The 24,898-nt window shown below is 68.7% G+C and carries 19 protein-coding genes; 9 read left to right on the plus strand and 10 right to left on the minus strand.

The genetic code is table 11. From position 1 onward, the window contains the following. Nucleotides 1-21: 21 nt before the first annotated feature. The gene (locus tag AAHA49_RS07205; protein ID WP_339392812.1) at nucleotides 22-570 is read right to left on the minus strand and encodes a helix-turn-helix domain-containing protein; all 549 of its coding nucleotides are present in this window, start codon (nucleotides 568-570) and stop codon (nucleotides 22-24) included. Between the two features lie 54 nt (nucleotides 571-624). Between AAHA49_RS07205 and AAHA49_RS07210 the strand changes: the two genes are divergently transcribed. Beyond that, nucleotides 625-2,127 carry an L-lactate permease gene (locus AAHA49_RS07210; RefSeq protein ID WP_342037792.1) on the plus strand — a complete coding sequence of 501 codons (1,503 nt, stop codon included), beginning with the start codon at nucleotides 625-627 and terminating at the stop codon, nucleotides 2,125-2,127. 309 nt (nucleotides 2,128-2,436) lie between these two features. Here the strand turns inward: AAHA49_RS07210 and AAHA49_RS07215 are convergent, their stop codons facing one another. Further along, nucleotides 2,437-3,705: an FAD-dependent oxidoreductase gene (locus AAHA49_RS07215; RefSeq protein WP_342037793.1), complete on the minus strand. Its 1,269-nt coding sequence runs from the start codon at nucleotides 3,703-3,705 to the stop codon at nucleotides 2,437-2,439. 38 nt (nucleotides 3,706-3,743) lie between these two features. Here AAHA49_RS07215 and AAHA49_RS07220 point away from each other — a divergent pair, with 38 nt between their 5' ends. Further along, on the plus strand, nucleotides 3,744-4,391 hold the full coding sequence (locus AAHA49_RS07220) for a TetR/AcrR family transcriptional regulator (protein ID WP_342037794.1): 648 nt from the start codon (nucleotides 3,744-3,746) through the stop codon (nucleotides 4,389-4,391). On the opposite strand, the gene AAHA49_RS07225 is transcribed toward AAHA49_RS07220, so the two are convergent. Then, nucleotides 4,307-5,635 (minus strand): M24 family metallopeptidase, encoded by a 1,329-nt coding sequence (locus tag AAHA49_RS07225; protein ID WP_342037795.1) that lies wholly within the window; start codon nucleotides 5,633-5,635, stop codon nucleotides 4,307-4,309. The genes AAHA49_RS07220 and AAHA49_RS07225 overlap by 85 nt on opposite strands. Nucleotides 5,636-5,837: 202 nt before the next feature. Here AAHA49_RS07225 and AAHA49_RS07230 point away from each other — a divergent pair, with 202 nt between their 5' ends. Continuing rightward, on the plus strand, nucleotides 5,838-6,323 hold the full coding sequence (locus tag AAHA49_RS07230; protein ID WP_339392817.1) for an Lrp/AsnC family transcriptional regulator: 486 nt from the start codon (nucleotides 5,838-5,840) through the stop codon (nucleotides 6,321-6,323). Then, nucleotides 6,320-7,711 carry an aspartate aminotransferase family protein gene (locus tag AAHA49_RS07235; RefSeq protein ID WP_339392818.1) on the plus strand — a complete coding sequence of 464 codons (1,392 nt, stop codon included), beginning with the start codon at nucleotides 6,320-6,322 and terminating at the stop codon, nucleotides 7,709-7,711. Before AAHA49_RS07230 ends, AAHA49_RS07235 begins: the two co-directional genes overlap by 4 nt. A gap of 82 nt (nucleotides 7,712-7,793) precedes the next feature. On the opposite strand, the gene AAHA49_RS07240 is transcribed toward AAHA49_RS07235, so the two are convergent. Further along, a complete protein-coding gene (locus AAHA49_RS07240; RefSeq protein WP_342037796.1) occupies nucleotides 7,794-9,176 on the minus strand; it encodes a glycine--tRNA ligase in 1,383 nt (460 codons plus the stop codon). A gap of 332 nt (nucleotides 9,177-9,508) precedes the next feature. On the opposite strand from AAHA49_RS07240, the gene AAHA49_RS07245 reads away from it, so the two are divergent. Beyond that, the gene (locus AAHA49_RS07245) at nucleotides 9,509-11,299 is read left to right on the plus strand and encodes a DEAD/DEAH box helicase (protein ID WP_342037797.1); all 1,791 of its coding nucleotides are present in this window, start codon (nucleotides 9,509-9,511) and stop codon (nucleotides 11,297-11,299) included. Between the two features lie 518 nt (nucleotides 11,300-11,817). Here AAHA49_RS07245 and AAHA49_RS07250 read toward each other — a convergent pair. The 4 genes from AAHA49_RS07250 to AAHA49_RS07265 form a co-directional block, all read right to left on the minus strand. Then, nucleotides 11,818-12,606 carry an isoprenyl transferase gene (locus AAHA49_RS07250; protein ID WP_342037798.1) on the minus strand — a complete coding sequence of 263 codons (789 nt, stop codon included), beginning with the start codon at nucleotides 12,604-12,606 and terminating at the stop codon, nucleotides 11,818-11,820. Further along, a complete protein-coding gene (recO, locus tag AAHA49_RS07255; RefSeq protein ID WP_342037799.1) occupies nucleotides 12,603-13,331 on the minus strand; it encodes a DNA repair protein RecO in 729 nt (242 codons plus the stop codon). The genes AAHA49_RS07250 and recO overlap by 4 nt, the downstream gene beginning before the upstream one ends. A gap of 395 nt (nucleotides 13,332-13,726) precedes the next feature. Then, nucleotides 13,727-15,490, minus strand: a complete 1,764-nt coding sequence (gene leuA / locus AAHA49_RS07260; RefSeq protein ID WP_342037800.1) for a 2-isopropylmalate synthase — start codon at nucleotides 15,488-15,490, stop codon at nucleotides 13,727-13,729. 315 nt (nucleotides 15,491-15,805) lie between these two features. Continuing rightward, entirely contained in the window at nucleotides 15,806-16,987 is a 1,182-nt protein-coding gene (locus tag AAHA49_RS07265; RefSeq protein WP_342037801.1) for a hypothetical protein, read from the minus strand. Between the two features lie 61 nt (nucleotides 16,988-17,048). Between AAHA49_RS07265 and AAHA49_RS07270 the strand changes: the two genes are divergently transcribed. Together AAHA49_RS07270 and AAHA49_RS07275 are read left to right on the plus strand one after the other, a co-directional pair. Further along, on the plus strand, nucleotides 17,049-17,837 hold the full coding sequence (locus tag AAHA49_RS07270) for a L,D-transpeptidase family protein (RefSeq protein WP_342037802.1): 789 nt from the start codon (nucleotides 17,049-17,051) through the stop codon (nucleotides 17,835-17,837). Beyond that, nucleotides 17,834-18,400: a dihydrofolate reductase family protein gene (locus AAHA49_RS07275; protein WP_342037803.1), complete on the plus strand. Its 567-nt coding sequence runs from the start codon at nucleotides 17,834-17,836 to the stop codon at nucleotides 18,398-18,400. Before AAHA49_RS07270 ends, AAHA49_RS07275 begins: the two co-directional genes overlap by 4 nt. Nucleotides 18,401-18,513: 113 nt before the next feature. Here the strand turns inward: AAHA49_RS07275 and AAHA49_RS07280 are convergent, their stop codons facing one another. Next, nucleotides 18,514-19,191: an NAD(P)-dependent oxidoreductase gene (locus AAHA49_RS07280; protein ID WP_342037804.1), complete on the minus strand. Its 678-nt coding sequence runs from the start codon at nucleotides 19,189-19,191 to the stop codon at nucleotides 18,514-18,516. A gap of 30 nt (nucleotides 19,192-19,221) precedes the next feature. Next, the gene (locus AAHA49_RS07285; RefSeq protein ID WP_342037805.1) at nucleotides 19,222-20,949 is read right to left on the minus strand and encodes an N-acetylmuramoyl-L-alanine amidase; all 1,728 of its coding nucleotides are present in this window, start codon (nucleotides 20,947-20,949) and stop codon (nucleotides 19,222-19,224) included. A 151-nt stretch (nucleotides 20,950-21,100) separates the two neighbouring features. On the opposite strand from AAHA49_RS07285, the gene AAHA49_RS07290 reads away from it, so the two are divergent. Both AAHA49_RS07290 and AAHA49_RS07295 read left to right on the plus strand, forming a co-directional pair. Continuing rightward, nucleotides 21,101-22,027 (plus strand): DUF817 domain-containing protein, encoded by a 927-nt coding sequence (locus tag AAHA49_RS07290; protein ID WP_342037806.1) that lies wholly within the window; start codon nucleotides 21,101-21,103, stop codon nucleotides 22,025-22,027. Between the two features lie 23 nt (nucleotides 22,028-22,050). Further along, a complete protein-coding gene (locus AAHA49_RS07295) occupies nucleotides 22,051-24,807 on the plus strand; it encodes a penicillin acylase family protein (RefSeq protein ID WP_342037807.1) in 2,757 nt (918 codons plus the stop codon). Nucleotides 24,808-24,898 lie beyond the last annotated feature (91 nt).

Below are 24,898 nucleotides of genomic sequence, written 5' to 3' on the forward strand. Positions count from 1 at the left end.
CTGTGGGACGGCGGTACGACATCAGACGATGATGAGCATGAGTTCGGCGGGGCGGTCGCCGGGGTTGGCGACTTGGTGCGGCACGTCGCCAGGTGCTTGGGCGCAGTCACCGGCGCGCAAGGTGGTGCGCCGGTCGATCGTGACGATCTCGACGATGCCGGAGAGGACGTAGAAGGTCTCACGGGCCCCCGAACGGTGGGCGGCGATCGCCGTGGTCTCGCTGCGCGGGTCGAGCGAGTAGTGGATGACCTCCATGTTCTCCGTCGGCGAGGGGAGGTCGCGGCGCCACGTGCCCGGGCCGTAGCTGGACAGGGCGAGGATCGATTCGCTCGGGGTGATGACGACCTCAGGTTCGGCGAGGAGTTCGCCGACATCGACGCCGAGGGCGCGGGAGAGCCCCATCGCATTGGACACGGAGGTGTCCTGCTCCCCACGTTCGATCTTCGACAGGGCCGCACGGGAGATTCCGGCGCGGGCGGCGAGTTCGTTGAGCGTGAGGCTGCTGTGCCGACGGCGGGCTCTGACCCGCGCGCCGAACACCCGTGCCCCCGGGTCCTCTGACTTCGCCATGCCTCCATCCTAGTGTATTCTCAGATAGTAGATTTCGATCCATGAAGAGCGAAAATGTTCGGTGTCCTTGCGCTCTCCCCCCTCGTGCTCGCGATCGTCCTGCTTGCGTTCAGGACTCCCACCTGGGTGTCGGCGACGGCAGGCCTGCTCGGGTCGGTCGTCTGTGTGCTCGCGGTGTTCCCCACGCCGCTGTCCGTCTTCGCCTCCGCTGCCCCGGACTATCTTCCGCTCGTCCTCGAGGTCGGGCTCATCCTCCTCTTCGGCATGCTGCTCGCCGCGATCCTCGAGGTCACCGGGGCGATGCATGCGCTCTCCGGCTGGGTCGAGGCGACCGTGCCGAGCCGCTCGCTCGGTGCCGCGCTCGTCGTGTTCGGGATCGTGCCGTTCGCCGAATCCGTCACGGGCTTCGGGATCGGTGTGACCATCGGGGTGCCGATCCTGCGGCATCTCGGCTATTCGCTCCGGCATTCTGCGCTTCTCGGTCTGCTCGGCCTCATCGCCGTGCCGTGGGGCGCGCTCGGCCCGGGCACGACGGTCGCGGCGGCACTGTCCGACCTCGACGTCGATGCGCTCGGTCTGGCGACGGGGTGGGTGAATGCGATCCCGGTGGCCGTCGTTCTCGTCGCTGTCCTGGTCATCGCCCGGCCGCGTTTGCTCAGCGCCGTCGGCATCGCTGGAGCGGCGGTGCTGCTGTGGGCGGGGATCCTACTCGCGAATGTCGCGCTCGGCATGGCTCCGGCGGGGATCGTCGGTTCGCTCATCGTCATCGTCGGTCTCGGCCTGCCGCTGTCGATCCGGAGCAGGTTCCGGGGCGTCGACCGTGCGCTCGGCCGCGCCGTGCTGCCCTACGGAACACTGACCGTCGGCATCCTGCTCGCCCGCGAGGTCCTCGCCGTCGCCCCGTCCCCGGTCACGGCGATCCTCGCCTCGCCGCCGTTCTGGCTCGCGATCGCCTGCGTCGTCGCGGTCCTCGTCGCACCCCGGCGGACGAGCGACGGCGTGTTCACGGACGCGGGCAACGAGGAGTACCGTGGTACGGACGTCGAGGGGTCGGCGGGCACGGGCGACGGGAACGGTGCGACCACCTCGGCGAATCCGGCGTTGCGACGAGTCATCGGGTCAGCGGCACGGGCATGGGTGCCGATCGGGGCGGCGACGGCGGCGTTCATGCTCATGGGCTGGGTGATGACGACGAGTGGGATGAGCGATGCGATCGGCACCCTCGTCCCGGCCGGCCTCCTCCTCGTGACACCGTGGCTGACGGCGGCCGGAGCCGCGCTCACCGGGTCGAACACGGGAAGCAACGCGATGTTCGCCGGCACCCTCTCCTCGGTGGCCGAGGCTTCGGGGACCTCGGCGATGACGGTCGTCGCCGCCGGCAACGTCGCCGGCTCCTTCGCCGCCCTCGCCGCTCCCCCGCGGGTGGCGATGTCGGTGCAGCTCGCCGGCGGGATCGGTGCGCATCCGCGTGACGGCTCGTGGGTGCTCGGCCGCGCATTCGCCATCGTCACGATCAACGCCCTGGCCATCGGACTCTGGCTGCAGTTCCTCGCCTGACCTCCCCACTCGACTCCCCTGCCGCACACACCACCTGCACCCCACACACACCACCCGCAGCGGCACGTCCAATCCGCGACCGCACACACCACCCGCAGCCTCACAGACCACCCGCCACTCTGCAGCGCCTACGTGCAGCCGCACGTCCTACCAGTCCACGGGTGGTTCATCGCGCGACCCCTGAGGGCTGCGATTCGCCTCTCCCCCCGCCGAGGCGGTCGTCCCTTCCAGCGCAACTCTGCCAGTTGCCAGGGCCGCCACCGCCCCGTCGGCGTCGCCAGCAGCGTCGGCGTCCCCCTGCCATCGCCGTCACTGCCTGCGGACACGGCGCCTGGCCTCAGCGTCGACGTGTTCTGGGCGGATCCCCATGCCGATGATGCGTCCGGGCACGTGGGCGAACGCTGGGAACCGGGCGACGAGACGCAGGGGCAGAGGCGGACGCGAGTCGGGGCGATCGGCGAGGAGCACCGGTTGGATCCGCAGTTGGATCCACTGGATGACCGCCGCCGGCCACGCACGCCGCCTCTGCACTCGCCGCAGCTGTGCGACCGTCGGTGCACCCGTGCGCAGGCCCGGTCCGAGGATGCGAGCCGCGGCGACGGCGTCCTGGATGGCGAGGTTGATGCCGACTCCCCCGGCCGGTGACATGGCATGGGCGGCGTCTCCGATGCACAGCATCCCGGGGGCGTACCAGGCCCGCAGCCGCTCCAACCTCACTCGCAGGAGCCTGACATCCTCAAGCCCAACGCGCTCCATCCGCTCCCGCAGCTGCGGCGAGGTCCGACCGACTCGACCCCGCAGGGCTGAAACCGCCCCCTCCGACGGGACCCAGGTGCCTGCCGTGATCGCGTTGGCGACCTGGAAGTACTCTCCGCGGTCGATGGCGATGAGAAGACCGGCGCTGGCCTGCCCGAACGGGAGGGACTCCGCGTCGGCCTTCGGCACGCGGAACCAGAGCACGTCCATCGCCGTCGCCAGCCGCCGGGGGTGCAGACCCGCCGCGTCCCGCACGGTCGAATCCCGACCGTCGGCCGCGATGACCAGGCGTGCCCGCAGGGTCTCCTCCCCTGCTGACGATCGCGTGCGGACCCCGACGATCTGCTCTCCCGCCCGGAGGACGTCGATGGCCTCGGTGCTGCGCAGCAGGGTGAACGTCGGCTCGCGCTCGCCGGCGCGGGCGATGAGATCGAGGAACTCCCACTGCGGCATGAAGCTGATCGCCCGGCGCCGAGTCGGCAGCCGCGAGAAGTCCGCGAGCACGAACTCCTCATCGTTCCACCGCAGCCTCACGCGGGGCATGTCCGCATGCGGCAGGGTGAGGAACTCGTCGAGGAGGCCGAGCTCGGCCAACAGGTCCTGGGTCGAGGGATGGATGGTGTCGCCGCGGAAGTCGCGGAGGAAGTCATCGTGCTTCTCCACCACTGTGACCCTCACCCCGAGACGGGCGAGCACGAGCCCGCAGACGAGTCCGGCGGGACCGCCGCCGACCACGATGCAGTCCGTGTCCGCCGCCGCGCCGAGTCGCCCCGAAGCGTCGCCGGCGACCGTCTGATCCTGTTCGCTCCGCTGTGCCTTCATGGCTTCAGACTGCGCCCGCGACATGGGACACTTCCACCATGGTCAATAAACGACCGGGTCGGCCCTCGGGGTCGTCGGACGCCCGGCAGAGACTCGTCGCCGCGGCTCAGCTGCTGCTTGCCGACGGCCATCCAGCGACGATCACCGCTCGTCAGATCGCAGAAGAGGCAGGCCTGAGCCACTCGCTGGTCAATTATCACTTCGGATCGAAGGACGAGCTCCTCATCGCAGCCCTCGCGCTCACCGTCGCCCCGCACCACGTCGTGACCGCGGCGACCGAGCACGGCAGCCTCGACGTCCGCGCCCTGGCTGAGGGCATCGTCACGGTGTGGGAACATCCCGTCCACAGCCCCCGCCTCGTCGCGTTCGCCAGGGAGCTGGCGGCCGACGGTGCCCGGGCCCAGCTGCTCAGCCGCTACCTCGAGCGGACCGTCTTCGGTGCCCTCGCCGAGGCGGTCGGTCGCACCGCCGCCCGGCGGCTCGCCGTCGTCATCGTCGGTACGATCTTCACCCGCTACGTCCTCGCCCTGCCGATGATGGCGACTCAATCCCCCGCCGAGGTGGTCGGCCAGATCGTCGCTCTCGCCGGTCGGATGCCGGCTCAGAGGCGGATGAGCTCCCGCGGGAAGTCCGTGAAGGTCTCGACACCCGAGTCGGTGATGAGGATCGACTCCGAGAGCTCATAGCCGTAGCCGTTCATCCACATTCCGCAGATGAGGTGGAAGGTCATGCCCGCCTGAAGGATCTGGTCGTCCTCGGTGCGGATGGAGATCGTCCGCTCACCCCAGTCCGGCGGGTAGCCGATGCCGATGGAGTATCCCAGGCGGCTCGGCTTCTCGAGGCCGTGGAGAGCGAGCATCCGATTCCAGGTGCGGGCGAGCTCGGCCGTCGGCACCCCCGGGGCAGCCGACTCGAGAACCGCAGCGAGCGCCTCGGCGACAACCCCCTCGAGCCGGACGAGCTCCTGCTTCGGACGCCCGATCACGGCGGTGCGCGCCAAGGGCACGTGATACCGCCGGTGGACGCCGGCGAGTTCGATGCTCACCGACTCATCGGCGGCGAACTCGCGGTCGGTCCAGCTCAGATGCGGGGTGTCCGCGCTCTCCCCGGTGGGCATGAGCGGCACGATCGCCGGATAGTCGCCCCACGACTCCCCGCGTCCGCGGGTCTGAGCAGCGGTGATCGCCGCCGCCACCTCATGCTGACCGACCCCTTCCCCGATCGTCGACAGAGCCGCGTCCATCGCCTCGGTCGTCACCTCGGCGGCCCTGCGCATGAGGGCGATCTCTGCCGGGGACTTGATCGCCCGGATCCAGTTGACGAGTTCGAACGAGTCGACGAGTCGCCACTCGGGCACCCCGTTGACGAGTGCCCGGAAGGCCCGCGGGGAGAAGAAATGGGAGTCCATCTCGACCCCCACCGGCGAGGTCGAGGCACGCGCGACCTCCCACCGCTGACGCAGTGCGAACGCCACCCAGTCGAAGGGGTGGATGTGGGGGCGCTGCACATAGCGTTCGGGATAGCCGACGATGTCCTCGGGCGGCAGCCACGAGGTGTGGCTCGCCCCTCGGGCGTCCATATCCCGCATGAACAGGGTGAGCGGGCCTGAGGCGGGGACGAAGAGCAGCTGTGGGGTGTAGAAGGACCATGCGTTGTAGCCGGTGAGGTAGTAGATGTTCGCCGGATCGGTGACGATGAGCGCCGAGAGCCCCTGATCGCGCATCCGACCGCGGACGGCTGAGATCCGCGCGAGGTACTCCTCGGGCGCGAACCCGAGGCTGCGCGCACCGATCGTGTCGACCTCGCCGGGGCGCGGTTCCGGCCGCGCATTCACCTCGGCGCCGGCACCGCCCTGGTCGGCACCCGGTCGCATCCCCTGCACCTGCGCCCGACTGTCCGTTCGGCCGGGAAACATCTCACCTTCATCCATCCGCCCAGTCTCGTGACGCCGCTCACACGGTGTCAATGACCGCCGCCTCGGCGAGGAACGGCACACGAACCGCCCGACAAGCCCCGCTGTGACGAATACAGAATGAATTTTCATGAGAATCAACTGAATCCGCACAGAGGACTACGCATTCCTACTGATTCGATGGTAGATTGATCTGAGACTCACATCACGGAGGTGAAGAATGGCCCACTCGCTGCCGAGCGTCAGCAATCACCGCCTGGGCAACCTCGACGAGAAGTCCAAGGCGATCATCGTCGAACTCCAGCACGACGGACGCAAGTCCTACTCCGCCATCGGGAAGTCCGTGGGACTCTCCGAGGCGGCCGTGCGACAGCGGGTGTCACGGCTCATCGAATCCGGCGTGATGGAGATCGTGGCCGTGACCGACCCGCTCAGTCTCGGATTCGCCCGACAGGCCATGGTGGGAGTGAAGGTCCGAGGAGACATCTCCAAGGTCGCCGACAGACTGCACGGGTACGACGAGATCGACTATCTCGTCGTCACCGCGGGGTCGTTCGACCTCCTGGTGGAGATCGTCTGCGAATCGGATCGACACCTCATCGAATTCGTCAACGAGGAACTCCGGTCGATCGACGCCGTCGTCGACACGGAGCTCTTCATGTACCTCTCACTCGAAAAGCAAAAATACAATTGGGGGACACGATGACCGACAACGTCACCACAGCCGGCACTCCGTATCAGGAGGCCGTGCGCAACAACGTGTGGATGCACATGAGCCCACACCAGGCCCTGTTCAACGGCGGACAGGCGCCGATCATCACCCGTGGCGAAGGCCACTACATCTTCGACGACCAGGGCAAGCGCTACATCGACGGCCTCGCCGGCCTGTTCACCGTCCAGGTGGGCCACGGTCGCGAGGAGATCGCCAAGGCGATGTACGACCAGACCCTCAAGCTGCCCTTCATGCCGCTGTGGTCGTTCGCGCACCCGCAGGCGATCGACCTCTCCGAGCGTCTGGCCTCCTACGCCCCCGGCGACCTCAACCGCGTGTTCCTCACCTCCGGCGGCGGAGACTCCGTCGAGTCGGCGATGAAGCTGGCGAAGAACTACTTCAAGCTCACCGGCAAGCCCGGCAAGCACAAGATCATCTCCCGCGCCACCGCGTACCACGGCACCCCGCACGGCGCCCTGTCCGTGACCTCCCTGCCGGGTCTGCGCGAGCAGTTCGCTCCCCTCGTCCCCGGTGCCCACAAGGTCCCCAACACGAACTTCTACCGTGCACCGGAACCGTACGCGCACGATGAGAAGGCCTTCGGCCGCTGGGCCGCCGACCGCATCGCCGAGGCGATCGAGTTCGAAGGCGCCGACTCCGTCGCAGCCGTCTTCCTCGAGCCCGTGCAGAACTCCGGCGGCTGCTTCCCGCCGCCCCCCGGATACTTCGAGCGGGTGCGCGAGATCTGCGACGAGAACGACGTCCTCCTTGTCTCCGACGAGACGATCTGCGCCTACGGCCGCATCGGCGACATGTTCGCGTGCAACGATTTCGGCTACGTCCCCGACATCATCACCTCGGCGAAGGGCATCACCTCCGGTTACGCCCCGCTGGGTGCGATGATCGCCTCGGACCGCCTCTTCGAGCCCTTCGGCCCCGGCGGCGACGCGACGTTCTACCACGGCTACACCTTCGGCGGACACCCCGTCGCCTGTGCCGCCGCGATGGCGAACTTCGACGTCTTCGAGAACGAGAAGCTCAACGACCACGTGCACGAGAACGCCGGTGCGTTCAAGTTCACCCTCGAGAAGCTCAAGGACCTCCCGATCGTCGGCGACGTCCGCGGTGAGGGCTTCTTCTACGGCATCGAACTCGTCAAGGACAAGGACACCAAGGAGTCCTTCACCGAAGAGGAGTCGGAGCGCATCCTCAAGAACTTCGTCTCGGCGAAGATGTACGAGAACGGCCTCTACTGCCGCGCCGACGACCGTGGCGACCCGGTCATCCAGCTCTCGCCCCCGCTGACCGTCGGTCAGAAGGAGTTCGACGAGATGGAGCAGATCATCCGCGGCGTCCTCCAGGAAGCGTGGACGATGTTCTGATCCCCGCCTTCCGGCAACGGCAACGGCCCCGACACTGTGGTGTCGGGGCCGTTGTCGTCGGTGCTCGGTGCCTCAGGGTGTCTCAGACGCCGCCGAGGTGGTCGGCGAGGTAGGACTCGACCCGGTCGAGGCTCACGCGCTCCTGGCTCATGTCGTCGCGCTTGCGGATCGTCACCGCGCCGTCGTCGAGGGAGTCGAAGTCGTACGTGATGCACAGGGGCGTGCCGATCTCGTCCTGTCGACGGTAGCGGCGGCCGATCGCGCCCGCGTCGTCGAAGTCGATGTTCCAGCGTCCCCGCAGGCGCGCCGCCAGGGCCTTCGCCTCAGGGGTGAGCTTCTCATTGCGGCTCAGCGGCAGCACGGCGGCCTTGACCGGAGCCAGGCGCGGATCGAGCTTGAGCACGATGCGCGTGTCGGTGCCGCCCTTCGTGTTCGGCGCCTCGTCCTCGGTGTAGGCGTCGATGAGGAAGGCCATCATCGACCGGGTGAGACCGAACGCGGGCTCGATGACGTACGGGGTGTAGCGGTCCCCGCTGGCCTGGTCGAAGTACTGCAGCTTCGCCCCCGACGCCTCGGTGTGGGTGCTCAGGTCGTAGTCGGTGCGGTTGGCCACGCCCATGAGCTCGCCCCACTCCGAGCCCTGGAAGCCGAAGCGGTACTCGATGTCGATCGTGCCGGCCGAGTAGTGGGCGCGCTCGTCCTCGGGCACGTCGAAGCGGCGCATGTTCTCCTCGCTCAGGCCCAGGCCGAGGAACCAGTTCCAGCAGTCCTCGACCCATTCGTCGAAGAGCGCGGGAGCGTCGTCGGGGTGGACGAAGTACTCGAGCTCCATCTGCTCGAACTCGCGGGTGCGGAAGATGAAGTTGCCCGGGGTGATCTCGTTGCGGAAGGACTTGCCGATCTGGCCGATGCCGAACGGCGGCTTCTTCCGCGAGGCGGTGAGCACGTTGTTGAAGTTGACGAAGATGCCCTGCGCGGTCTCCGGACGCAGGTAGTGCAGACCCGCCTCGGAGTCGACGGGGCCGAGGAAGGTCTTGACGAGTCCCGAGAACTGCTGGGGCTCAGTCCACTGGCCACGGGTGCCGCAGTCGGGGCAGACGACATCGGCCATGCCGTTCTCCGGAGACTTCCCGTGCTTGGCGACGTACGCCTCGACGAGGTGGTCCTCACGGTGACGGTGGTGGCAGTGGAGGCATTCGACGAGCGGGTCGACGAAGGTCTCGACATGGCCCGAGGCCTCCCACACCCGCTTGGGCAGGATGATCGAGGAGTCGAGGCCCACGACATCCTCACGACCGCGGACGAAGGTCTGCCACCACTGGGACTTGATGTTGTCCTTGAGTTCGACACCGAGCGGGCCGTAGTCCCACGCCGAGCGGGAACCGCCGTAGATCTCCCCCGCCTGGAAGACGAATCCTCTGCGCTTGGCGAGGGCGATGACGGCATCGAGCTTGGACTGTGCCACGTTTTCTCCTTGGTCTTCGTTGGGCCGACGGCCGGCTGCCGTGGCGCACACACCAGCCTATCGGTTCGCGCCCACAGCCCGGGAGAGGGCGGCAGGCGATGGAACTCACACTCGATCGACAGGACGAGGACCGCCTCGGCGGGGATGGGCACGGTAGACTGGTGCCACACCCAAACCTTTCTCCGTACCGATGGCCGTGCCCGCGCACGACCGCAAGGATGTGTACGGTTCCGGCCCGGATTGCCAGTCATGATCGCACAAGCGGCCGCAGGGTAGATCGCCACTACAGTCATCTGCGATCAAGTGTGTGCCGACGTGAGAGAGAAACACTCATGACCGAAGAATCCACTTCAGAGACCATCCCGACCTTCGCCGAGCTCGGCCTCCATCCCGAGGTGCTGCGCGCCGTGGAGTCCCTCGGCTACGAATCGCCCTCCCCCATCCAGGCGGCGACGATCCCCGCCCTCGTCGACGGGCGCGACGTCATCGGGCTCGCCCAGACGGGCACGGGCAAGACCGCGGCGTTCGCGCTGCCCGTCCTCTCCCACCTCGCCGAGGCGGGTCGGGCCGAGGACGGACCGTTCGCCCTCGTGCTCACCCCCACCCGTGAGCTTGCGCTCCAGGTCGCCGAGGCGTTCACCTCGTATGCGACGAACCTCGACGACTTCTCCGTGCTGCCGATCTACGGCGGTCAGTCCTACGGTCCGCAGCTGGCCGGCCTCAAGCGCGGCGCGCAGGTCGTCGTCGGCACCCCGGGTCGTGTCATCGACCACCTCAAGCGCGGGTCGCTCAAACTGCAGAACCTCCAGCACCTCGTCCTCGACGAGGCCGATGAGATGCTCAAGATGGGCTTTGCGGAGGACATCGAGGAGATCTTCAACGCCACCGGCGACTCCCGCCAGGTCGCACTGTTCTCCGCGACGATGCCCACCTCGATCCACCGCCTGACCGGCAAGTACCTCAACGACCCCGAAGAGGTCCGGGTCGCGGCGAAGTCGCAGACCGGCTCGAACATCCGTCAGCGCTACCTCATGGTCCAGCACTCCCACAAGCTCGACGCGCTCACCCGCATCCTCGAGGTCGAGGAGTACGACGGCATCATCATGTTCGTCCGCACGAAGCAGGCCACCGAGGAGCTCGCGGAGAAGCTGCGCGCCCGCGGCTTCAAGGCCTCGGCGATCAACGGCGACATCCCGCAGCAGGCCCGTGAGCGCACGGTCGAGATGCTGCGCGAGGGCAAGATCGACATCCTCGTCGCCACCGACGTCGCCGCCCGCGGTCTCGACGTCGAGCGCATCTCGCTCGTCGTCAACTACGACATCCCGCACGACACGGAGTCCTACGTCCACCGCATCGGCCGCACCGGTCGTGCCGGTCGCTCCGGTGAGGCGATCCTCTTCATCACCCCGCGCGAGCAGCGTCTGCTCGGGTCGATCGAGCGCGCGACGAAGCAGAAGGTCGAGCCCCTGACCCTGCCGAGCGTCGAGGAGCTGACGAACACCCGGGTGGAGAAGTTCACCAAGCGCATTGACGACGCCCTGGCGACGACGGAGCTGAGCGAACTCGCCACCGTCATCGAGCAGTACGAGCTCAGCCGCAACGTGCCGGCCACGGACATCGCCGCGGCGCTGGCCTCGATGGTCCTCGAGTCGAACTCGCTCAAGGCCGAGCCGATGCCCGAGCCCGCCCGCGGCAAGCAGGGTCGGGACCGCGACGGCAAGCCCGGTCGTGAGCGCGGCGGTCGCAGCCGTGAGGGCATGGTCACCTACCGTCTCGCGGTGGGCCGCAACGAGCGCGTGCAGCCGGGCTCGATCGTCGGCGCGATCGCGAACGAAGGCGGCATCACCTCGAAGCAGATCGGCCACATCGACATCCGTTCGAACCACACCCTCGTCGACCTGCCCGAGGATCTCGACCCGGGCGTGCTCAGGAAGCTCGCGCACACCGAGATCCAGGGGCGTCCGATCGACATCCGTCCCGACTCGGGTCGCCCGGGCCGTCCGTTCAAGAAGCGCAACTTCGACAAGCAGCCCGGCGACAACCGCAACTTCCGCGGCGACCGTCGCGGCGGGGGCAAGAAGTTCGGCGGCCGCGACCGCGACCGTTCACGCGACCGCTACTGAGAGTATCGGCGGCCGCGGCCGTCGGCGCCGAGCTGTGGCCGCGCCGGCAGCTGTTGTCGCTGTCCGCACCCGGTTCGGGCTCACCTGAGTCTCGAGAGCCCAGTTCACGACCTGTGCCCTGCAGACCGAAGTGAGCTCAACCGTCGATCACTGCCCCACCGAGGCGGCTTCTAGTGCCAGGACACGCGAAAGGCTCGCAGCATCATCGCTGCGAGCCTTTCGCGTGCCTGCGACCGAGCACTCGGGTACGTCCGACGGTAGGCGCCGAGCCGTGGCGATCGGCGCCGAGCCGTGGCCGCGCCGGCACCCGGTTCCAGCTCACCTGAGTCCCAGGAGCCCAGTTCACGACCAGTGCCCTGCAGACCGAAGTGAGCTCATCCGACGATCGCGCCCCATCGAGGCGGCTTCCGGGTGTGAGGGCGCTTGCTCCCGACCACAGTCGAGGGTGAAAGACCGGTTTGCGCCAGGAGCTCGCACCCAGGCGCCGGGCACTCACGCCCCGGGGGTCTCCTCAAGCGTCACGCCCCCGGGGTCTCCCCCGGCTTGTCGACGGCGCCGCCGAAACGGCGGTCGCGGCGCGCGTACTCCTCGATGGCCGCCCACAGGGTGCGCCGGTCGACGTCGGGCCAGAGCACGTCCTGGAAGACCATCTCGGCGTACGCGGACTGCCAGAGCAGGAAGTTCGAGGTGCGCTGCTCTCCGGAGGACCGGAGGAAGAGGTCGACGTCGGGCACCTGCGGGGCGTAGAGGCGCGAGCGGATGGCCTTCTCGCTCACCTTTCCGGGTTTGAGCTTCCCGGCGGCCACCTCGGCGGTGATCGCGTTGACGGCATCGACGATCTCCGAGCGCCCGCCGTAGTTGACGCAGAACTGCAGGGTCAGACCCGTGTTGTGCTTCGTCATCTCCGCAGCGGTCTCGAGCTCGTCGATGACCGACCGCCACAGGCGACCCCGCCGCCCGGCCCAGACGATGCGCACCCCGAGCGCATTGAGCTCGTCCCGTCGACGCCGGATGACGTCGCGGTTGAAGCCCATGAGGAAGCGGACCTCCTCAGGAGAGCGCTTCCAGTTCTCCGTCGAGAATGCGTACGCCGACAGGTAGTCGACGCCGATCTCGATCGCTCCGTGGATGACGTCGAGCAGGGACGCTTCCCCCGCCTTGTGGCCTTCGGTGCGGGGCAGGCCGCGCTCGTTGGCCCACCGGCCGTTGCCGTCCATGACGACGGCGACGTGGGCGGGCACGAACTTCGCATCGAGGCGCGGCGGCCGCGCACCGCTCGGATGGGCGGGAGGGGCAGGGTAGGTCACGTGCGCTCCAGGACAGACAGTGATCGGATGTTGCGTTCGAGGTGCCACGAGACCCAGTCGGAGACGAGCTTCGACCCGTCGATCTGGTCGTGGAGGTCCGAGGCCTCTGCACTCTCCCAGTCCCCGGTGAGCAGGGCGGCGAGGTGGTCGAGCGCGTCGGTGTCGGGCAGGGCCGCGCCGCTGGGCCGGCAGCTCGAGCACACCGCTCCCCCGAGGGCTGCGGAGAACGCGCGGTGCGGTCCCGGCGACCCGCATTGGGCGCAGTCGAGCAGACTCGGTGCCCACCCGGCCACGGACATCGCGCGCAGCAGGTACGCGTCGAGGGACAGCCTCGGCGGGTGCTCACCCTTGCACAGGGAGCGCACGGCGGCGACGAGGAGGAGGAACTGGGGGCGGGAGACGGGTTCGGCCTCCGTGATGCTGCGGGCCGTCTCCGCCATCACCGAGGCGGCCGAGTAGGCGTCGAAGTCCGCCCCGATGCCGCGGGCGAAGGGTTCGATGAGCTCGACCTGGGTGACGATGTCGAGGTTGCGTCCGACATGGCATTGGATGTCGACGAGCATGAACGGCTCGAGGCGGGAGCCGAACCGCGACTTCGTGCGCCGGACCCCCTTCGCGACGGCCCGGACGAGTCCGTGGCTGCGGGTGAGCACGGTGACGATGCGATCGGCTTCGCCGAGCTTGTGGCCCGTGAGGACGATGCCCTCATCACGATAGCTGTGCACCGATCCATTATCGCAGAGCGCGGCGGGGATCGTCCCGCCGCGCCCTGTGAGTGTCGCGCAGCTGAGCGGCCGTGCCACGGGAGGCGCGGTTCGCTGGGCGCGTTCGCGCCTGTCGCACGTGCGCGCCTGTCGCAAGGGTCTCGTTCCACGCGTGCGCGCCTGTCGCACGTGCGGGCCTGTCGCAAGGGTCTCGTTCCACGCGTGGGCGGTGACGTCGTGCTCGATCCACGCGTGGCCCGAATTCCGCGTCGCCCCGGGCGCGGATTTCCAGCTGGGCGTGGATCGAGTTCGGCTGCGCGTGGATCGAGCGCGGCTGGTCGCGGCTGAGAGTCACCGGTCCGCCGAGGCGGCCGCCCCGCACCGTGCGATCGCCGCGCCCCAGCGTCGCCGCCGGCTCACTCCTCGCGGTCGCGCACCGCCCGGTTGACCGCGGAGATGACGGCCTTGAGGGAGGCCTTCGTGATGTTCGGGTGCAGGCCCGCACCCCAGCGCACACGGTCGTCGATCGCGAGTTCGACGTAGGCGGCGGCCATCGTGTCCGCGCCCGAGCCGATCGCGTGCTCCGTGTAGTCCTGCAGGCGCATGTCGATGTCGAAGTTGTCGTTGAGCACCCTCACGAGGGCGTCGATCGGACCCTTGCCGCGGCCTTCGTACGTCCGCTCCTGACCGTCGACGATGAGGTCGACCTCGATGCGCTCCGAGGAGGACGTGTCGTCGACGGCACCGGACTCGGTGCGCAGACCCACGATCTGGAAGCGGCCCCACGACTGGTCGGGGTCGTCGCTGGGCAGGTACTCGTGGTTGAAGATTCGGCGGATCTCCTCGGCGGTGAGCTCACCGCCTGCCTCAGTGTGCTGCTGGACGGCCTTGGAGAACTCCACCTGCATGCGACGGGGCAGGTCGAGGCCGTACTCGCTCTTGAGCAGGTACGTCACTCCGCCCTTTCCCGACTGCGAGTTCACGCGGATGATCGCCTCGTACGACCGGCCCAGGTCCTTGGGATCGACGGGCAGGTAGGGCATGTCCCATTCCATGAGGTCGACGGGAACGCCGTCGGCCTTCGCATGGCGCTCACGGTCGGCGAAGGCCTTGTTGATCGCGTCCTGGTGGGAGCCGGAGAAGGAGGTGAAGACGAGGTCGCCGCCGTAGGGGTGACGTTCGTGGACGCCGATCTGGTTGCATTCGGTGACGGTGTGGATGACCTCGTCGATGTCGGAGAAGTCGAGTTCGGGGTCCACGCCCTGCGTGTAGAGGTTGAGGGCGACGGTGACGAGGTCGAGGTTGCCGGTGCGCTCGCCGTTGCCGAACAGGCAGCCTTCGATCCGGTCGGCGCCGGCCATGATGCCGAGTTCGGCGGCCGCGACCCCGGTGCCTCGGTCGTTGTGCGGGTGGAGGGAGACGGCCACCTCGTCGCGGTAGGGCATGTTCCGGCAGAACCATTCGATCTGGTCGGCGTACGTGTTCGGGGTGCCGCGTTCGACGGTGGCGGGCAGGTTGACGACGGTCTCCCGGCCGGCGCCGGGCTGCCACATGTCGAGGACGCTGCCGACGATGTCGAGGGCGAACTCGGGTTCGGTGTCGACGAAGATCTCCGGCGAGTACTGGTATCCGAAGTCGGAGCCTGCGAGCATCGTCTCGGCGTGCTTCATCACCGCCTGCGTGCCCTGGAGGGCGATGTCGCGGGTCTGGTCGTAGCCGTCGCCGTCGAAGCCGAAGACGACCTTGCGGAAGACCGGGGCGGTCGCGTTGTAGAGGTGGACAGTCGGCATCTTCGCGCCGACGAGCGATTCCACGGTGCGTTCGATGAGATCCTCACGGGCCTGCGTGAGCACGGAGATCCGCACGTCGTCGGGGATCGCGTCGTCCTCGATGATCGAGCGGACGAAGTCGAAGTCGACCTGGCTCGCGGCGGGGAACCCGACCTCGATCTCCTTGAACCCGAGCTTGACGAGGAGATCGAACATCTTCCGCTTGCGGTCGGGGGTCATCGGGTCGATGAGCGCCTGGTTGCCGTCGCGCAGGTCCGTGCTCAGCCAGCGGGGGGCCTTCCGGATGACCTGGTCGGGCCAGGTGCGGTCGCTCATGTCGAGCGCGATCCGGTCCTGGAACGACTTGTACTTGCGATACGGCATGGGGGTCGGCTGCTGCAGTTTCATCATTCCTCGTCATCTCTCGTCGTGGGGATCAGCATGGAGGACTCCGCGACGAGGATGCTGTCCGTTCAGGACTCGTCGCGGCACGGAAGGAGGAGGAACCTGTGAGCCACGCCTCCACCGTAGTCCGCGATCTCGCCGAGGCGAACGTCATGTCCACATCTCAAGACGATCCGACTCGCCCGCCGAGGTGGTGGGTCGACGGGCGGTCGTGGAGTTCGTCGCCGAGGTGGTCGGCCAGCGCCGGTAGCTCGGTCGCCGGGACCTCAGTCGCCGAGGAGGTCGACCGGCGGCTGTGCCGTGGTCTCGGTCGCCGGGACCTCAGTCGCCGAGGAAGTCGACCGATGCCCGGCGGACGGTGAATCCGACGCCGGTGGAGTCCGAGGTGCAGGTCATGCCCTGCTCCGAGGACGTGCACGTCATCCCGGAGGCTGAGACCTTCTCGCCGTAGCCGAGCACCCGGGCCGGGCCGGCGTTCGCCGGCGCCTCGCGGCATGAGAAGCCCGCGCCGTCCTTGTTGGCGACGACGACCGAACCCCAGTTCTCCATCTGGCAGTCCGCCGGCTTCTCCGGAGGCGTGTAGTCGAAGGACTTGATGACGCAGCGTGCGCGTTCGTCGTCGATCGTGCATTCGATGTTGCCCGAGGGTGAGGCGAATGTCTCGACCGCGGCCGGCGGGCTCGTCGTCTCGGTGGACCCGGTGTCCTCGGTGGGTTCGAGGCTCGGTTCGGCGCTCGGGGACACGGGCGCCGAGGTGACGTCGTCCTTGCTCTGCATCGAATCCCAGACGATGTAGCCGACGATGCCGAGTGCGAGCACGAGGGCGAAGGCGGCGAGCACCCACAGCCAGGCCGGGACGCGGCTCGTCTCGGGCTCACGACGGTACGGCCCACCCGGACCAGCAGGGCCACCTGGACCACCCGGCCCGCCCGGACCAGCGGGACCACCGGGGCCGGCGGGGTAGTTGCCGTAGCCGTTCGCATAGCCGGCGCCCCCCTGCGGGGCAGGAGTGCCTCCGCGCGGACCCGTTCCGCCGCGCTGGGGGCCGTACCCGCCGGCCGCAGCGCGGGGAGCCGAAGCACCGGGAGCTGCGGCACCGAAACCGGCGTCACCGCGTCCGGGTCCCTCTGCTCCGCCGTAGTGCGGGGTGCCCTGCGGGTTCCACTGCCGAGGTGCGGCCGCGGCCTGCGCCTCGGCGATGTCGGACGAGCTCGCCCGGCGCGGCAGCGGCCCAGTCTCCTCGTCGGGCTGACCGCCTTCGGCGGCTGCGAGTGCGCGCAGTTCGTCGAGGCTGAGGACCTCGGTGGCTTCGGTGCCGTCGGCGGAGACCATCGAACGCAGACGCTCGATCTCCTCGGCGCTCAGCGCCTGGGTCGAGCCGTCCGCCTCGGCGGGCTTGTCCTGGCCGATGAAGAGCTGGGTGGTGATCGAATCCGGAGTCTCCTCGGCCGGTTTCCGGCGCCCAGGGCGCGGAGGATGGTTCGGCACGGGTGGAATGCTCATGCGGACCATTTTCTCACAGACGCGCCCGGAGCCCCTCTCAGGACCGTGAGAGGATGGCCTCATGTTCAGCCGTCGCACCCGCCTGTGCGCGGGCATCGTCGGGCTCGCCTTCGCACTCGCCTCGTGCGGGCCCACCGACGAGGCTCCCGACCGGGGCATCGCCGCTCCGGCCCAGCAGCCGAGGGTCGGCGACTTCGCCGTCCCCGCCCAGCTCGACCCGCAGAAACCGGGAGACGCCTCGGCCAACGGGCCCGGGACCGCAGCCGGAGCGATCCCCGGGCTGGGAGCAGAGACCTCCGCGCAGATCCCCGCGGAGACGAGCCAGGTCATCGTCGTCAGCAGTGAGAAGGCGAGCGCGGATTCCGGTGAGCTGAGCTTCTACGAACGTGAGGACGGGGGGTGGGAGAAACGGAAGACCTTCCCCACCCACAACGGGTCGAAGGGCTGGCTCGCCGACCGTCGCGAAGGCGACAAGACGACGCCGATCGGCGTCTTCACCCTCACCGATGCCGGCGGGTACAGGAAGAACCCGGGCACGAAGCTGGGCTATACGCAGGACGACGGACTGCCCGCCTCGGCGACAGCTGCCTACGGGGAGGACTACACGCGGGTCTTCGACTACATCGTCGCCATCGACTACAACCGCAGACTCGGCACCCCGCCCACCGATCGGACCCGCCCCGAGGGCAAGGAGAAGGGCGGGGGCATCTGGCTCCACCTCGACCACGACTCGGGCACGAACGGCTGTGTGACACTCAAGGAGAAGGACCTGCTGTGGATCATGAGAACCCTCGACCCGAAGGCGCACCCGCGGATCGCGATGGGACCCGTCGCGGAGCTCAAGCGGTGACGCGCACGATCACCATCGCCCTGGTCCAGACGATCAACGGCGCCTACGCCCACGACGGGTGGTCGACCGGTGTCTCGACGCCCACGGACTTCGCGTACTTCGTCTCCCTGCGCCGGCGGGCCGGGGCGATCATCATCGACCGGCGCACCGCACTCAACCCGAAGCTGCCGGTCATCAACGCCCCCGGCAAGGCCCTCGAGCGCACCCCCGTCCACGTCCTCACGGAGTCCGATCCGCAGGCGCTGGCCGCACAGCTGGCCGAGCGCGGCCTGAACTACCATGCCGTGGGTTTCACTCCGGACACCCTGCCCGAGGTGGTCGCCGGCCTGGAGTCGAACAGCGACGAGATCCTCTGCGAGTCCGGCCCCAACCTCGCCTACCGGGTGCTCGCGCACTACCCGGACACCGAACTGCATCTGAGCATCACTCCCCGCTACCTCCACGACGAGCGCACCCACTTCTCCGGTCTCGACGCCGACATCGAGCTGCAGGTGAACGGCGTCGAGCAGCGCGGTGACCAGGTCATCGTCCGCTATGCGAAGGCCGATCCGCCCGCCGAATGAGCGGACGCGTCACGCGCTAAGCGGTGTCATGCCGGGTGAGCGGACCGGACCGGGGTCACGCCGGGTGAGCGGACCGGACCGGCGTCACGCCGGATGAGCGGGCTGGACCGGTGTCACCCCGGATGAGCGGGCTGGACCGGTGCTGAGGGAGCGGACTGCGGAGCATTCGGCGGAGTGAGCCGGGTGAGGACCTCGGTGGTGCCGAGAGTGAGGATCCTGGCGACTGACTCGGCGACGACGTCGATGCCGATCGTCTCGACCCCGCCGTCGAGGTCGTTGCGGCCGTCGCCGTGCAGCGGGGCGAGGATCGTCAGCTCGCGGAAGTCCACGGTCTCGGATTCGGCGTCGGCGACGCGGATGAGCATCTGCTGCCCGGCCCCGAACACGCTGATCGCCCCTGACCCCACGCAGGCCTCGATGCTCGCGACGCCGTTGAGCGCCAGATGGGTGCCCACCCCGAGGGACGCGGCGACCGTGCACGCCGAGAAGTGCGCACGCAGGTAGGTGTCGAAGTCGGTGTCGAAGGACTCGAGTCCACGCTCGAGCATCGGCCCATCGACGTACCAGCCGCCGACGGCCGCGAGCGTCGCATCGACGCTGAGATCCCGGTCGGCCAGCGCCGCGGCGATCGTGTGCGGCGAGCGCACCCAGTCGGGGACCTCGAGCGGAGTGAAGGCGACGGGAGAGCTCGGTGCGGAGCGGACGACGCCGATGACCTCGTGGTCGGTCGAGAGGTGCTCGGCCAGGCGCGTGCCGACCCAGCCGGAGGCGCCGAAGAGGAGGATGCGCATCCGCCCAGTCTAGGGCGCAGCCTCCCCGCCTCAGCCCGCGAAGACCCTCACCCCTTCGCTCGAGGTAAACGTCATGTACCCCTTCTCGAAGTTCTGGCGGGTCTTGCCGCCGGAGGAGAACTCCCCGGTCGTCGGCAGGCCGAGGCTGCTGCGCTCCCAGCCGAGGGCCTTCCACTTCGTGAGGAAGCCGCCGCTCAGCGGTTGGCCCTTCGTCGTCGACGAGTACGTGATCATCCCGTTGACGAAGTTCTGGTAGACCGCGCTCGTCCGGTACTTGAAGGTGACCTCATCACTCGTGGGGAAGCCGAGCAAGCCCTTCTCATACCTGAGAGCACCATAGGCGGTTCTGATCCCGCCCTTGTTGAGGTGGGCACCTGTGGCCTGCGACCAGTAGACGGTGCCCTTCGCGAAGTGCTGGTAGGCCCCGTCCGGGTTCGTCAACGGTCGTTCGACGCCGGTGGGTTCGCCGGTCTGCGCCCGATGCTCACGGTAGTAGGCCCCGATCGCCCCCTTCGTCACATAGCCCAGCCAGGACTGGAGCTGGCCCGCGGCGGTGCGGATCGCGCCGAGGCGGTTGTAGAACGCCGTGCCCGGACAGTCCGTATAGCTGGTGTCCCGGTGGCCCGAGACCGTCTTGAGTGTGACCTTCCGACCCTCGGGGTACTTCGAGGTGCCTCCCCCGCCGGAGGTCAGCGTCATCGACCCGGTGGGCGAGAAGGCGAACATGTTCGCCTTCCAGGCGACGACGCGTTCGACGGCCCGCTGTGCCGCGGAGCTCGGGGCGGAGCTGTTGTAGGTGCCGAGCACGGCCACCCCGATCGTGTACGAGTTGAAGCCCGAGGCGTGGGCACCGGTGATGGCTTTGTCGATGCTGCCCGCCCGGCCTTCGTAGATCGTGCCGAAGCGGTCGACGAGGAAGTTGTAGCCGATGTCGCACCACCCGCGGGACTGCGTGTGATAGGTGAGGTAGCCGCGGATGATGCCCGGCGCCTGCGCCTGCGTGTACGAGTTCGACCCGGCGGTGTGGTGGAGGAAGACGCCCTTCGCACTCGAGGTCTGGTCGGACCGGCAGCGCACGAGGCTCTCATCGGCACCCCACTCCTTGCGGGTGACGATGTTCGCCTTGAGCTCCTGATCGTAGATCTGCGGGGAGAGACCGTCGGCAGGATCCGGGGCCGGCGGCGGGGTGATCGCCTTGTCCGCGGCGGTCACCGGGGTCGAGACCGTGGTGATCTTCAGGTCCTTGGTCGCGGCCGACCCGTCGGTCGAGCGGACTTCGAGCTTGGTGGAGTCGAGGACGGGCACGGCTTCGGTCTCGGCGGGGCTCGCGGTCGCCTGCTTCGCCTCGGCGGAATCCTCATCGGGTCCGCCTTCGTCCTCGACGCCGAGCTCCTGCCAGTCCGACCACGCACCCGACTGCTGGGAGCGGAACTCGAGCTGCGGGTCCTCCCCCGACCATCGCGCGCCGAGGATGGTCACCTCGTCGGACTCGAGGTCGATGCTCGTGACGTCGCCCGGCTGGGCGGACTGCGTCTTCAGTGCGGTCCCGCCGGCCTGCTGCGCGGGTGCGGACGGACCGGTGCTCGTATCCGGCGCCGAGGTCGCAGCCGGGTCCGGCGCGGAATCGCTCGGGCTCGCGGGGGTGGTCGGATCGTCGGGGCTGCCGAGTTCGGCGGCGAGCGCCGAGGTGCCCACCGAGGCGGTGAGGACGAGTGCGGTGACGGCGGAGACGGTCAGGGACAGGGCTGAAGTGCGCATGATGCTTCCTCTCGGTGACGCCTGCGATGATACGCGGCTGAGAGTCCCTTGTGAAGACGATCACGGTGTGGGCGCACCGAAGGGGCACCTCGGTGGCCTGGGACGATGCCGGTAGTCTTGAGGTCCCGGACCGACCTGCCGAAGGACTCCCATGACGACCGACCGCACCGGCTCGCGGCCCGAACTCACGCGCTCGGAGATGCTCCTCGACCGCTTCGCCAACCGCTGGCTGACCCGGGTGCCCGCCGGGGTGCGCGAGTTCCTCGTCTTCGGCATCAAACAGGCCTGGGCGTGTCTCTTCGGCGCACTCATGCTCGCCGCCATCATCGCGACCTCCTGGTGGTATCCCGACGGTGCCGCACTCGACCGCAACGATCTGCTCGTCATCATCGCCGTCCTCATCCAGGCGGGCATGCTCGTCTTCCGCCTCGAGACCGGCCGGGAGTTCCTCGTCATCATCCTCTTCCACCTCGTCGGCACGGGGATGGAGATCTTCAAGACCTCGGTCGGATCGTGGAACTACGCCCCCGGCGGCGTCCTCCACATCGGCGCAGTCCCCCTCTTCACCGGGTTCATGTACGCCGCCGTCGGGTCCTACCTCGTCCGCGTGCACCGGCTCTTCGACCTCCGGTTCAGCCATTACCCGCCGAGGTGGATCACCGCGGTCATCGCCGCAGCGATCTACGTCAACTTCTTCTCCCACCACTGGCTGCCCGACATCCGTCTCGTCCTCGTCGCCGCCACCGTCGTCGTCTACGCCCGCTGCATGATGCACTTCCGCGTCCACACCCGCACCCTGCGCATGCCGGTACTCCTCGCCTTCCTCCTCGTCGCATTCTTCATCTGGCTCGCGGAGAACATCGGCACGGCCGCCGGCGCCTGGCTCTACCCGTCGCAGGCAGGCGGCTGGGAGCTCGTGCCGCTGACGAAGCTCGTCGCCTGGTTCCTGCTCATGATGATCTCCGTCGTCCTCGTCACGTTCGTCTACCCGCCGAAGCCCCCGGTGACCGGGACCCCGGCACCCGAACCCGCCGCGAGGAAGGCCGACCGCGGCAGGGGCGGAGCGCCTATACTCTGAGGTGACGACGTCGAAGGAGACTCATGGCTGCCGCGGATCCGGATGCGCAGAGCCCCCTGGAATCGGCCATGCGCCCGCCCAGCGGAACCTACCTCCACGTCAGCGGCAGGATCGTGCTCCGCGTCGCCGCCGGGGTCGTCGTCCTCCTCCTCATCGCGGTGCTCCTCGGCATCGGCGCAGTCCGCCGTTCCTTCCCCGTCACCGACGGGGAGATCAGCATCCCCGGACTCGACTCTCGGGTCACGGTCACCCGCGACGCCAGCGGCATCCCCCGCATCGAGGCCGACACCGCCCGCGACCTCTTCCTCGCCCAGGGCTTCGTCCACGCCCAGGACCGGTTCTGGGAGATGGACTTCCGCCGCCACGTCACCGCAGGCCGCCTCTCCGAGCTCTTCGGCGCCTCCCAGTTCCGCACCGACTCCTTCATCCGCACCCTCGGCTGGCGGAAGGTCGCCGAGGAGGAGGTCTCCCGCCTCGATGCGACGACGCTGAGCTATTACCAGGCCTACGCCGACGGGGTCAACGCCTACCTCGCCGACCGCTCCCCCACCGAGGTGTCCCTTGAGTACGGCATCGTCGGCCTCCAGGCGGGGCCGGTGACGATCGAGAAGTGGACGCCCGCCGACAGCGTCGCCTGGCTCAAGGCGATGGCCTGGGATCTGCGGTCGAACCTCGAAGATGAGATCGACCGGGCGATCTCGGCTTCGACGCTCGATGCGCAGCAGATGGCCGACATCTACCCCGACTACCCCTACGACGAACGCCCGACGATCATCGACGGCACAGTGCCGGACTCGGCCGAGCCGGCCGGTCCGACCCCGGCGTCGCCGCCCGGGCCGGGAGCCGCCTCGGCGAATGACAGCAACGCCGGCGACGGGACGGACGGCGAGGCGAACGCCGGAGGCACTGTGTCGGCCCCCACCGAGGCGGCCCCCTCCGAGACGGCACCCGCCGGCGGCGCCCCTCCCGGGCCGGGCACAGACAGCCCGGCCTTCGGGTCGCTGCCGTCCGACCTCGGGGAACTCGACGATCAGCTCCGCAGCCTTCCGGCCCTGCTCGGGAGGAGCAGTCACGACCTCGGGTCGAACTCGTGGGTGGTCTCCGGGCAGCACACGGCCACGGGCAAACCCCTGCTCGCCAACGACCCGCACCTCTCCCCGGCCATGCCCTCGGTCTGGTATCAGGTGGGGCTGCGGTGCCGGACGGTGGGCCCCGAATGCCCGTTCGACGTCTCCGGGTTCTCCTTCTCCGGCCTGCCCGGCGTCGTCATCGGGCACAACCAGAACATCGCGTGGGGGATGACGAACCTCGGCCCCGACGTCACCGACCTCGTCGTGGAGAGGATCGACGACGCCGAGGTGCTCTCCGACGCAGACAACGAACGCGTGCGGACACGGCAGGAGACGATCAGGATCGCGAAGGAGAAGCCGCGGACGATCACGGTGTGGGAGACGAAGCACGGGCCGATCATCTCCGACCTCGACAGCACATACCGCCGGGTCCTCGACACGACGACCGGAGAGGACTCGGCCACAGCCGGTGAGGGCATGGCCGGGCTGCGCTACCGGCTGGCCCTCGAATGGACGGCGCTCAAGCCCGGACGCACGGCGACGGCGATCTTCGCACTGAACAAGGCGACGAACTGGACGGAGTTCCGCGCCGCCGCCGAGCTCTTCGACGTTCCCAGCCAGAACCTCGTCTACGCCGACACGTCCGGCAACATCGGCTATCAGGCACCGGGGAGGATCCCCCGCCGCGGCACCGCCGACGGCATGATGCCCCGGCAGGGCTGGGAGTCGGCCCAGGACTGGCAGGGGTGGATCGGCTACGACGAACTGCCCTCCCTGCTCAACCCCGAACGCGGGTGGATCGTCACCGCGAACAATCCCGTCACCCGTCCCGGACAGTCCGTGCGGTTGGGCGATGACTTCGACGACGGCGATCGTGCGAAGCGGATCACCGACCTCCTCACCGAGGCGATCGATGCCGGTCCCGTGACCGCGCAGGACTTCGCCCGGATCCAAGGTGATGACCTCAACCCCATGGCCGACACGCTCCTGCCCCGCCTGCTCGCCGTCGACGCCGGTGGTGATGAGGACATCGCGGCCGGGCAGGAGCTGCTGCGCGGGTGGGACGGACGGGATTCGGCCGACAGCGCTCAAGCCGCCTATTTCAACGTCGTCGTCTCGACGATCCTCGACGAGGTCTTCCGCCCCAAGCTGCCCAAAGGCGTGGCGCCGTCGGGAGGCAGCCATTGGTACCGCGTCGTCGACAACCTGCTCACCGAACCAGACTCGCCGTGGTGGAAGGAAGGCGAGGTTGAGAACCGCGACGAGGCGCTCGCTCGGGCGCTGGGCTCGGCGTGGAACCGGACCCAGGACCTGCTCGGGCCGGAACCGGTGACCTGGCGGTGGGGCACCCTGCACGAACTGACGATCCGCAACGCCAGCCTCGGCGAATCCGGGATCTCGGCCGTCGAGAAGCTCTTCAACCGCGGGCCCTACGAGGTCTCCGGCGGCTCCGGCGTCGTCAACGCCACCGGCTGGGACGCCTCGGTGGGCTTCGCGACGGACTGGGTACCCTCGATGCGCCAGATCGTCGACCTCGGTGACTTCGACGACTCCCGCTGGATCAACCTCACGGGGGCGTCGGGACACGCGTTCAGCCCGCACTATGCGGATCAGACCGAGGACTGGGCGGCGAACCGGACGCGGCCGTGGGCGTACTCACCGGATGCCGTGGCCCGGAGCACCGTCGACACCCTCGTCCTCACGCCCTAGAGCGGCGTCGCGCAGTGTGCGATGACCGCGTCCTGATGCCTGCGGTCATCGCGGTGCCCGCGCCGAGGTGCCAGCGGTCATCACGGTGACA

Origin of the sequence: Brevibacterium ammoniilyticum, from assembly GCF_038429965.1 — a bacterium.
GTDB classification, from domain to species: Bacteria; Actinomycetota; Actinomycetes; order Actinomycetales; family Brevibacteriaceae; genus Brevibacterium; species Brevibacterium ammoniilyticum.